9 protein-coding genes are annotated in these 10,483 nt (G+C 76.3%); 4 read left to right on the top strand and 5 right to left on the bottom strand.

The genetic code is table 11. The features are described 5' to 3' along the window. Positions 1-49: 49 nt before the first annotated feature. From ACYQBY_RS20755 to ACYQBY_RS20745, 3 genes are read right to left on the bottom strand one after another with little or no spacing between them, the layout of a single operon-like run. Positions 50-1,333, bottom strand: a complete 1,284-nt coding sequence (locus tag ACYQBY_RS20755) for an ABC transporter substrate-binding protein (RefSeq protein ID WP_459645799.1) — start codon at positions 1,331-1,333, stop codon at positions 50-52. Further along, entirely contained in the window at positions 1,330-3,438 is a 2,109-nt protein-coding gene (locus tag ACYQBY_RS20750) for a DUF2264 domain-containing protein (protein ID WP_459645798.1), read from the bottom strand. Before ACYQBY_RS20750 ends, ACYQBY_RS20755 begins: the two co-directional genes overlap by 4 nt. Beyond that, complete coding sequence (locus ACYQBY_RS20745; RefSeq protein WP_459645797.1) at positions 3,435-4,454, bottom strand: hydroxyacid dehydrogenase; 1,020 nt, start codon at positions 4,452-4,454, stop codon at positions 3,435-3,437. Before ACYQBY_RS20745 ends, ACYQBY_RS20750 begins: the two co-directional genes overlap by 4 nt. A gap of 180 nt (positions 4,455-4,634) precedes the next feature. Between ACYQBY_RS20745 and ACYQBY_RS20740 the strand changes: the two genes are divergently transcribed. From ACYQBY_RS20740 to ACYQBY_RS20730, 3 genes are read left to right on the top strand one after another with little or no spacing between them, the layout of a single operon-like run. After that, complete coding sequence (locus ACYQBY_RS20740) at positions 4,635-6,617, top strand: heparinase II/III family protein (protein WP_459645796.1); 1,983 nt, start codon at positions 4,635-4,637, stop codon at positions 6,615-6,617. Beyond that, a complete protein-coding gene (locus ACYQBY_RS20735) occupies positions 6,610-7,875 on the top strand; it encodes a substrate-binding domain-containing protein (RefSeq protein ID WP_459645795.1) in 1,266 nt (421 codons plus the stop codon). Before ACYQBY_RS20740 ends, ACYQBY_RS20735 begins: the two co-directional genes overlap by 8 nt. Before the next feature lie 5 nt (positions 7,876-7,880). Continuing rightward, positions 7,881-8,567, top strand: a complete 687-nt coding sequence (locus ACYQBY_RS20730; RefSeq protein WP_459645794.1) for a ThuA domain-containing protein — start codon at positions 7,881-7,883, stop codon at positions 8,565-8,567. A gap of 73 nt (positions 8,568-8,640) precedes the next feature. Here the strand turns inward: ACYQBY_RS20730 and ACYQBY_RS20725 are convergent, their stop codons facing one another. Further along, positions 8,641-9,126, bottom strand: coding sequence for a DnaJ family domain-containing protein (locus ACYQBY_RS20725; RefSeq protein ID WP_459645793.1), 486 nt, complete (start codon positions 9,124-9,126; stop codon positions 8,641-8,643). Positions 9,127-9,309: 183 nt separating this feature from the next. Here ACYQBY_RS20725 and ACYQBY_RS20720 point away from each other — a divergent pair, with 183 nt between their 5' ends. After that, positions 9,310-10,275, top strand: a complete 966-nt coding sequence (locus tag ACYQBY_RS20720) for an endo alpha-1,4 polygalactosaminidase (protein ID WP_459645792.1) — start codon at positions 9,310-9,312, stop codon at positions 10,273-10,275. A gap of 24 nt (positions 10,276-10,299) precedes the next feature. Here ACYQBY_RS20720 and ACYQBY_RS20715 read toward each other — a convergent pair whose 3' ends face one another. Continuing rightward, entirely contained in the window at positions 10,300-10,437 is a 138-nt protein-coding gene (locus ACYQBY_RS20715) for a hypothetical protein (RefSeq protein ID WP_459645791.1), read from the bottom strand. Between the last annotated feature and the right edge of the window lie 46 nt (positions 10,438-10,483).

The following is a 10,483-nucleotide window of genomic DNA, read 5'->3' as shown; positions in this document are numbered from 1 at the left end:
GCCGCGCGGCCGGCCGGGACCGGCCGCGCGGCGGGGTGGGGCGGGCTGCTCAGCCGAGCGCCTCGTCCTTGACGCGCTGCTCCATGGTGGCGATGCCCTCGTCGGGGGTCTTCTCGCCGACCATGACCAGCTGGTGCTCCTCGTTGAGGATGGTGTCGACGTCACCGGAGACCTCGCTGACGGGCATCTCCAGGACGACCTCGTCGGGCTGGAACGCCTTCTTGGAGCCCTCGTCCGCGGGGAGGCCGGGGAGCGCGAAGAACGCCTCGGTGATCTCGTCGCTGGTGTAGGCGGGGACCACGCCGACGGCGGCGACGGCCTTGGCGCCCTCCTCGCCGGCGGCGAACTCGAGGAACTGCTTGGCCGTCCCGGGGTTCTTCGAGCTCTTGTTGACCGCGAACGCCGTCGGGGAGCCGAACGTGGTGATCTTGCCGCTCTCGCGCTGGGGCAGGGGCGCCATGCCCCACTCGACGTCGGTCTTGCCGGCGTCCTCGGCCTGCTTGATGCCGGCGATGTACCACGAGCCCATCGGCAGCATGGCCGCCCTGCCCGTCTCGAACATCGTGCGGTAGCTGGTCTTCTGGGCGGTGGCGGTGGCGAAGTCGAGCGTCGCACCGTCCTCCTGCAGCCCCAGGGTCGTGTCGTACTGCGCCTTCATGAAGTCGTAGTCGCCGCTGATCTGGTCCCCGTCGCTCTGCGCGTCGGAGACGGCCTGCACGAGCGAGCGCCAGGTGTGCAGGTAGGTGCCGTAGACCTTCGCCTCGCCCTCACCGGTGGTGAGCTCGCGGGCGAGGTCGGCGTACTCGTCCCAGGTGAGGGCCCCGGGGTAGGCCACGCCGGCCGCGTCGAAGATCTTCTTGTTGTAGTACATCAGCCAGAAGTCCTGCCGGTACGGGACCGCGAACGTCTCGCCGTCGACGTCGTAGTCCCCGAGCCCGGCGAGCTTGTCGCCGCCGGCGGCCTCGGCCACGTCGGACACCTCGAGGAGCTGGCCGCGGCTGGCGTAGCGGGAGTAGCCGATGACGTTCTTCATGGTGATGACGTCGGTGGTGTCACCACCGGCGAGCATCGTGGTGACCTTCTCGTCGTAGTCGTCGGCGAGGATGTCGACGGGCTCGACGTCGACGTTCGGGTTCGCCGCCTCGAACGCCTCGATGAGCGCCTTGAACTCCGGCGTCTGCTCGTAGTTCCAGAGCGAGACGGTGAGGGTGACCGGGCCGGTGGGCGTGGCGCCCGCGCCCGGCGCGGCGGACCCGTCCGGTCCGCCGCAGGCGCTCAGCGCCAAGGTCAGGCCGACGGCCGTGGCCGCCGCCTTGAGGACCGTCAGCTTCATCGCTGGAACTCCTTCTCGAGGTGGTGTGGTGCATCGGGGGCGCCGGAGGGGCCCTCGGGGGGCTCCGGCAGGTCGAGGGTGGTGGTGGCACCGCCCGGCCAGGTCACCGCCGCGGTGGTGCGCTCGCCGTGCCCGGTGAGCAGCAGGACGGGCGGTGGCCCGGGCTGCGCACCGCGCCCGGCGAGCAGCAGCGCCGCGGCGTACCAGCGCCCCGGTTCGGCGGGCCCGGCGGTGCAGCGGTAGGGCACGGCCGTCAGCTCCCCCAGCGGGGTGGCGTCGGTCTCGGGGCGCACCGCGGCGGCGGGCAGCCCGCCGAGGTCGTGGACGGCGGAGACGAGCCGGGGGGTGCGCACGGCGGAGACGTCGAAACCGCTGCCGTGCTCGGCGCCCACCGGGACCGCCCACCCGCCGAAACGCAGGGGGCCGGCGGCCACGTCGGCGCCCGGGGTGTCCTCGACGCGGGCCAGGCGGACCTCCCAGTGCCGGTGCAGCAGGGAGACGACGGTGAGGTGCGGGCCCGTGCGGACGGCGCCGGTGTCCCCCGAGCCGTGCTGCGGGGAACCCGGGTCAGGCTCGACCCAGTGGGTGCGCGCCCGCGAGGCCCCGAGCAGCACCGGGCTCGCGTCGTCCGTGCCCTCCGTGCCGTCCGTGCCATCCGTGCCGTCCGTGCCCTCCGTGCCGGGCAGGGCGCGCACGTCGAGGGTGGTGAATCCGGCGCGGTGGCTGGGGCGGCGGTGCTCGTCGAGCACGGCGACGCTCTGGTCCAGGGGGTCGGGGGCGCGGCCGCCGGGAGCGGCGTCGCCGGCGAGCAGCGGGAACGTGGCGGTGGAGTACCCCAGGCGCGCGTACAGCGGGCTGTCCGTCACGTCGTCGCCCGGCAGCGCGTGGTCCGTGCCGTGGTTGACGACGCGCACGACGCCGTCGTCGCGGGTCCCGCTGACGAGCCAGCCCGGTGCCACCGCGACGCGGGCGTCGTCGGCCCGCTCCAGCGGCAGCGGCTCCTCCACGGCGGTCCACACCGGGTGCCCCGCGGGCAGGGCGAGGCCGAGCAGGCCCTTGCACGCCCAGTACGGCGAACCCGGCCCGGAGTAGGACTGCGCCATCGCACGCCACGGGTGGTGCCAGCCGAGGGTGAGCAGCCCGTCGGGGCCCGGGACCCCGGCGTCGGTGAAGGAGCGCACGATGCCGCTGGCGGCGCGCCGCAGCAGGCCCGGGGCCAGGGCCGTGGAGCCGGCGAGCGCACCCGCCCAGAACGGCGCGGCGGCGGCGTAGCGGTAGACGAGGCTGCGGCCCTGCGCCAGGGGCGCGCCGTCGGCACCGACGAGGCGGACGGCGTCGTGCAGGAATCGGTCCAGGTGCGCCAGGTACCGCCCGCGCCGCTCGGTGGCCAGCGGGTCGCCCCCGGCCATCGCGAGCCACAGCACCGGGTACAGGTGCAGCGCCCAGCCCGCGTAGTGGTCGTAGGCGCGCTGCGCGCCGTCGGAGTACCAGCCGCCGGGACGGGTGAACGTGTCGTGGGTGGCGAGGTCGGCCTCCACGTCCTCGCGGGACCAGGGACCGCCGACGGAGCGCAGGAACTGCTCCGTGACGAGGCGGAACCACACCCAGTTGATGGGCGGGTACTCCGCACCGACGACGTCGGCGAGGTAGTCCACGGTGCGTTCCTGCACCCCGGCGTCCAGGTGGTCCCAGATCCACGGGCGGGTCAGGTGCAGCACGAGTGCGAGGGAGGCGGCCTCGACCTTGGCCTGGCCGTGCTCGCGGGGGCGCACCCAGCGGTCGGGGTTCGCCGGGTCGGTCCCGGCGGCGATGCCCTCGGCGTACCACTCCGCGAACCCGAGGGGGTCGCGGCCGCCCTCCCCGGCGAGGCGGAAACCGGCGGCGAGGAAGGTGCGGGCGAAACCCTCCAGGCCGTCGACGGCGGTGCCGTACCCGCCGGGTGCACCGGGCAGGGTGATGCGGGCGTGGGAGGGCGAGGCGTGCGGGCGCACCGCGAGGAGCAGGTCGTCGGCGGTGGCGGCCCAGTGCTGCCGGGTCCAGCCCGTGAACGGGGACAGGGCGCGGTCCTCGGGCACCGCCGCGGCGGCGGGGCGGGGCGTGCTCATGCGATGAGCTCCAGGTCCTCGCTGACGACCTGGTGGTGGAGGGGCTGCCCGGCGAGGTGGCGCCGCAGCTCGTCCAGCGCGGTGTCGGTCATCCGGAACGTCTCGCTGCCGAGGGAGCCGGCGACGTGCGGGGTGATGACGACGTTGGGCAGGTCGTACAACGGGGAGCCGGCGGGCAGCGGCTCGGGGTGGGTGACGTCGAGGACGGCGTGCAGGCGCCCGGTGGCGCACTCGCGTTCCAGGGCTGGGGTGTCCAGGAGCGTGCCGCGGGCGGTGTTGACGACGGTCGCCCCGTCGGGCAGCAGGGCCAGCTCCCGCGCGCCGATCATCCCGCGGGTGGCGGGCAGGTCGGGGGCGTGCAGCGACAGGACCGACACCCGGGGCAGCAGCTCGTGCAGGGCGGTGAGCCGGCCCCCGGCGGCGGCGACCTCGGCGGGGTCGGCGTAGGGGTCGGACACCAGCACCTCCGCGCCGTCGAGCTGCTGCAGCATGCGCACGACGCGGCGGCCGATGCGGGAGAAACCGACGATCCCGAGGGTGCGGCGGTAGTTGCTCAGCTCCCCCCGGGCCCGCACGTAGGACCAGTCCTCGCGGTGCCGGCGGGCGTCGTTGGCGAGGAACTGCGCCTTCTTGCCGGCCAGGACGATGGAAGCGAACGTGAACTCGGCGACGGGGACGGCGTTGGCGTCGGCGCCGCTGCTGACGACGATGCCGCGCCGCCAGAACTCCTCGCTCACGATGGGGCGCACCGTCCCGGCGCAGTGCAGGACGGCGCGCAGGCTGCGCAGGCGGGCGAGCCGGGCGGTGTCGAGGCGGGGGGCGCCCCAGCTGGTCAGCAGGACCTCGACGTCGGCCAGCGACGGCGCCAGGGCCGGGTCGTCGAGGTCGGGCGCCCACACCGGGCCGGGGAAGGAGACCATGCCGCACAGGCGGTCCAGGCGGGCCGGGTCGAACTGCGTCCGGAACGTGTCCTGGGACATCACCAGGAGCGCCGGTGGTCGTCGCACGCTGTCCATGCGCCCTGGGTCCTCCTCGTCGAGGTTCCGGACCGGCGGGAGCGGGCCCGGACGCGGCCGGTCCCGGCTGCTTGCCGGGGAGCTGGGACGAAGTGAATACTCGCCGCTGAGCACGGTCAATCAATCCGTCCACAGTCGAACAGGCTCGATCACAGTCGATCGGCCGGTGCAGGAGGGCTCATGTCGCTCGCTCCCCCGGGAGGTCCCCTCCGGCGGGCGTGGGGGACCTCGCTCGACGCCGGCGCCCTCGCACCGCTCCTCGAGGGGGCCCGCGACCGGCTGGCCGTCCGCCCGGCCGACGAGCGCGGCCCCTGGTCGGCCGCGGACGCCCGCACCACCGCGGAGCTGCGGCGCCGCGCGGAGCAGGACGCCCCCCTGCCCTGGCCCCAGCCGCTGACCTCCCACCACGCCCGCTACTTCCGCGACGGCAACCGCACGGAGTACGAGGAGCGGGTCGCCGCCCGGCAGCGCCGCCTGACGCGCGCCGTCGTCACCGCCGCCTCCACCGGCGCGCAGCGCTGGGTCGACGAGGCCGCCGACGGCATCACCCTGCTGTGCGAGCAGAGCAGCTGGTGCTGGGCCGCCCACGACGACACCCGCGACGTGCACGGGGCCGTCGTCCCCACCGTCACCTCCCCCTACCTGGACCTCGGCGCCGGGGAGGTCGCCGCGCAGCTCGCCTGGGCCGACCACGTCCTCGGCCCCCTGCTGGACGAGCGGGTCCCGGGGCTGCGCACCCGCGTCCGCCACGAGTTCCGCCTGCGCGTCCTGGAGCCGTTCACCACCCGCCGCGACTGGCACTGGCTGGGCCTGGACGGCGACGTGCACAACTGGAACCCGTGGATCCACTCCAACCTCGTCGCCGCCGCGCTCCTGCTGCTCGACGACCCCGGCGAGCGCGCCCGCACCGTCGCCCTCGCCGTCGAGGGCCTCGACCGGTTCCTGGCCGCGCTCCCCCCGGACGGCGCGGTCGACGAGGGCTGGAGCTACTGGTGGAACGGTGCCGGGCGCGCGCTGGAGTGCCTGGACCTGCTGCGGCAGGCCAGCGGCGGCCGGCTCGACGCGAGCGGGATCCCCGTGGTCCGCGAGACCGTCCGCTTCCCGCACCGCATGCACCTGGGCGGCGACTGGTACCTCAACGTCGGCGACGGCACCGCCCGCCCGCGCCAGCCCCTGCCGTGGGACGTGCTGCACCGCTGGGGGAGGGCCACCGGGGACGCGGACGCGACCCGGCACGCCGCCTGGCAGCGCGGGCGCACCGCGACGGTCGCCGACCCCGACGCGAGCCTGGGCCGCGTCCTCACCGCGCTCGCCGACCCCGCCTGGCGCGAGGCCGCCGCCGACACCCCGCCGCTGGTGCGCTCGGCGTGGCTGCCGTCCGTGGAGGTCCTGCTCACGCGGGAGGAACCCGGTGCGGAGCGCGGGCTCACCCTGACCGTCAAGGGCGGGCACGACGGGGAGCACCACAACCACCTCGACGTCGGGTCGGTGGTCGTCGCCCTCGACGGCGCCCCGGTCCTCGTCGACGCCGGGCAGCCGACGTACACGGCGCTGACGTTCTCCCCGCGCCGCTACGAGATCCGCGCGATGCGGAGCGGCTGGCACAACGTCCCCGTGCCGTGGGGGCTGGAGCAGGGGCAGGGCCGCACCTACCGGGCCACCGGGGTGCGCCGCACCGGCGGGGACGCGGCCACCGGTCTGGAGCTGGAACTGGCCGGCGCCTACGACCTGCCCGCCGGCTCCACGTGGCGGCGCTGGGCCCGGCTGGAGAACGGCGCGGGCACGCCGGACGGCGGGTTCGTGGCGATCTCCGAGGCGTGGTCCCTGGCCGGGAACCCCCCGGACGGCGCCGACGGCACCGGGGACGTGGAGAACGCCGTGCACCACCTGCTCGCCGGGGACGTGGAGCTCACCGGCACCTCCGCCGTGGTGCGCCGGCCCGGCGCCCGCGAGCTGCTGCTCCACTGGAGCGCCGCACCCGGCACGCCCGTGCGCGCCGCCCTCACCCCCTGGGAGCTCGACGACCCCCTGCTGCGCGCGGTGTGGGGCCCGCGGCTGACACGCCTGGAACTGCGCTGCGGCCCGGCCCCCACCGGCGCCCTGACGGTCCTCCTGCGGGCCGGCGGTACCGGCCACGGCGGGGCGGGGGCGCACGGTGGCTGACCCCGGCCCCGCGCCCTCGATGTTCTCCCTGCAGCGGCGCGAGCGGCTGATGGACGAGCTGCGCCGCAACGGGTCCGTGCACGTGCGGGACATCGCCCCCGTCCTCGGCGTCTCGGAGCTGACGGTGCGCCGCGACATCAACGCGATGGCCGAGCAGGGCCTGCTGACCCGCGTGCACGGCGGCGCGACGCTCACCAGCCCCCTGACCCCCGCACCGGAGCCGTCCCGGGGCCGTCGCGGCGGCTCCCCCAGCCGGTTCACGCTCGGCATGGTCGTGCCGTCCCTGGACTACTACTGGCCGCACGTGGTCAGCGGGGCACGCGCCGCGGCGACCCTCGCGCAGACCCGCCTGCTCCTGCGCGGCTCCACGTACGACGCGCGCGACGACCACCGCCAGATCCAGAGACTCCTCGACTCCACGGATGTGCACGGCCTCGTCGTCGCACCGGACACCTCGGGCGAGGAGGGCAGGGCGCTGCTGCGGTGGCTGGACTCCCTGCCCCTGCCCGTGGTGCTCGCCGAGCGCCGCGCCCCGCGCGACCTGCCCACCCCCAGCCTGGAGTGGGTCGCCACGGACCACGCCTCCGGGGCGGCCCTGGCGGTGCGTCACCTCGCCGCGCACGGCCACCGCCGCATCGGGCTCGTCGTGGCTCGCGACAGCCCCACCTCGGCGCACCTGCAGGACGGCTGGGAGGACACGGTGCGCAACCTGGGGCTGCCGGTGGAGGGCGTCGCGCACTTCGTCGGCCCGGACCTGTCCGGGCCCGACCGCGACGAGGTGCTCGACGGGATCGTCGCCCGCGTGCGGGAGACGGGCACGACGTCGCTGCTGGTGCACTCCGACCCGCAGGCCATCGCGCTGGTCCAGCACTGCCTGGACGTTGGCCTGCGCGTGCCGGAGGACCTCGCCGTCATCGCCTACGACGACGAGGTGGCCTCCCTCGCGCAGCCGGCGGTGAGCGCGGTGCGGCCCCCGAAGGAGCACGTGGGGCGCATGGCGGTGGAACTGCTGCTGGCGCGCCTGCAGGAGGGCGAGCGCCGGCCCGTGCACCGTGTCGACGTGAACCCCGCGCTCGTCGTCCGCGACTCCAGCGGCGCACCGCGCACCCCCGACGCGGGCCCACCGGCCGGCACCCCGACCGGCACCACTGCCGGCACCACGACCGGCACCACGGCTGGCACCACTGCCGGCACCACGGCTGGCACCACTGCCGGCACCGGAGCGGGCCGCCCGGCCCGCACGAGAGCGAGGAGATGAACCCGGTGGACGCACCCCGCGCCCTGCTGCTGTCCGGAGGAGGCCGCTACGCCGACCCCTGGCACCCCTTCGCCGAGACCTCCGCTCGCCTGGCGGCGGTCCTGGCGGACTGCGGCCTCGACGTGGTCACCCGCGACGACGTCGACGCCGCCCTCACCGGCCTGGGCGGGCGCGGCGCGTGGCCGGACCTGCTGGTGCTCAACGTGGGCCAGCCGCGCGACGGCTCCCCCGCGCCCGCCCCCGGGCCACCCGCCGAGGGGTTCACCGCGTACCTGCGCTCGGGGCGGCCCCTGCTGGCGGTGCACTCCAGCTCCACGGGTTTCGACGGCTTCGACCCGTGGGAGGAGCGCCTCGGCGGGCGCTGGGTGCACGGCGTGAGCATGCACCCCGAGCACGGCACCGCCGCCGTGTACGTCCTGCCCGGGCGGCACCCCGTCGTGGCGGGCCTGGCGGACTTCGAGACCCTCGACGAGCGGTACACGCACCTGCGGGTGTCCCCGGACGTCGTGGCCGTCGCCGAGCACGACCACGAGGGCGTGCGGCACCCCCTGGTGTGGGTCCGGCAGGACCCGGGTGGCGGGGGGAGGGCCCGCACCGCGTACGACGCGCTCGGGCACGACGCGCGCGGCTACGACTCCCCCGAGCACCTGGAGCTGCTGCGCCGCCTCGTGCGCTGGCTGCTGGACGGCTGACCCGCCGCAGCCGGCGCCACCTCACCCGCGCCGCAGCCGGCGCCACCTCACCCGCGCCGCAGCCGGCGCCACCTCACCCGCGCCGCAGCCGGCGCCACCAGGACCTGCGCGGCGGCGGGTCCTGCCGGGTGGGTGCGGGCGGGGCGGGCGGTTCCGGGTGCGCCGCCCGCCACGCCGCGACGGCCTCCTCCACGTCGAGCAGCGCCACCGCCAGGGGCGTGCCGAGCTGGGGGCGGCGGTACTCCGCGAGCAGGCGGGCGTTGAAGTCCGCGGCGACCTCGCGCACCTCCGCCTCGCCCCGCAGTGACGGCATCGACTCGCGCAGCGCCGCCCGCTCGCGCCGGAACGCCAGGTGCGGCGGCAGCATCGCGGACAGGTCCAGGCCCTCCCGGCGCGCCATCCGGGCGGCCCACTCCTCCCCCGTCAGCGGCGTGTCCAGGTCGCGCAGCGGCTTGCCGGCGCCGGGCAGGTTGTCGAACTCCCCCCGCTCGGCGGCCTCCCGAACCTGCTTCTCCACCCAGCTCTCGAACGTGTGGTCCGCCGGCTTGCGCTCGCCCACCGCTCCTCCTCCCCCGCCGCCGCCCGCGTCCGGGCCCGTCGTGCGCCCGAGGCCCATCGTGCGGTCCCGGGGCGGCGGTGGCGAGCGGGCGGCCCGGGGACGGCGACGACAGGGCACCGGCCGGACCCCGCGCGTAGCCTGGCGGCAGGACGGCGGGGAGGAGCGGCGGGGAGGAGCGGCGCGGTGCGCGGAGCACGCAGCAGGACCCTCCGGCCGGGGGCCGGGACCGCCCGCGCGGCCGTCCCCGCGGCACTCCTGGCCGCCGTCCTCGCGTGCGGCGCGTGCACCGCGCCGGAGGGGACCGGGCCGGACGACGGCACCGGGCAGGGCGGGGACGGGGGGAGCGCCGTGACCGGGGGAACCCCCGCCGCCCTGCCGCGCGGCTCGCGCACCGTGCGCCCCCCGCAGCCCCCGGACCCCGGGCAGGGCTCCGGGCAGGGCGCGCCCTGGCGGCCGCAGCCGGGGCAGCCCTGGCAGTGGCAGCTGTCCGGTGAGCTGGACCTCACCGTCGACGTGCCCGTGTACGACGTCGACTGGGAGGTCCCGCGCGAGGTCGTGGACCGCCTGCACGCCGACGGCCGCCGCGTCGTCTGCTACGTCAGCGTCGGCACCGTGGAGGACTTCCGCGCCGACGCCCGCGACTTCCCCGAGCAGGTCCGCGGCAGGCCCCTGGAGGACTGGCCCGACGAGCGGTGGCTCGACGTGCGGCGCCTGGACGTGCTCGGCCCCCTCCTGGCCCGGCGCCTGGACGCGTGCCGGGACAAGGGGTTCGACGCGGTCGAGCCCGACAACGTCGACGCGTACGCCAACGACAGCGGGTTCCCCCTCACCGGCGAGGACCAGCTGCGGTTCAACCGCTGGGTGGCCCGCGAGGCCCACGCGCGGGGCATGTCCGTGGGCCTGAAGAACGACCTGGACCAGGTGCCCGACCTCGTCGGGGACTTCGACTTCGCCGTGAACGAGCAGTGCCTGCAGTACGACGAGTGCGACGCCCTGGAGCCGTTCGTGCAGGCCGGCAAGGCCGTCCTCCACGTGGAGTACGAGATGGACCCGGCGCGGTTCTGCCGCGCCGCCCGCCTCCCCGGCTTCTCCTCGATGCTCAAGCGGTACGACCTGGACGCCTGGCGCCACACCTGCCCGGGTGCCTGACCCGGGCACCGTCCCCGCGCGGCCTCAGTCGTAGGCCGTCCACGGGTCGGCCCGGACGCGTTCGTCGACCGCCTCGGCGTCCTCGCCGATCACCACCCGCCAGCGGCCTTCGCGCAGCGCCTCGAGGATCGCGGCCGGGCCCGGCTCCAGCCGCCCGGACACCGCGCAGGGGGCCGGCGGATCGCCGGCCCCCTGCGTGCACCCCTCA

Source organism: Kineococcus anabasis, assembly GCF_054590795.1.
This window is presented reverse-complemented; position numbering and strand designations above follow the sequence as displayed.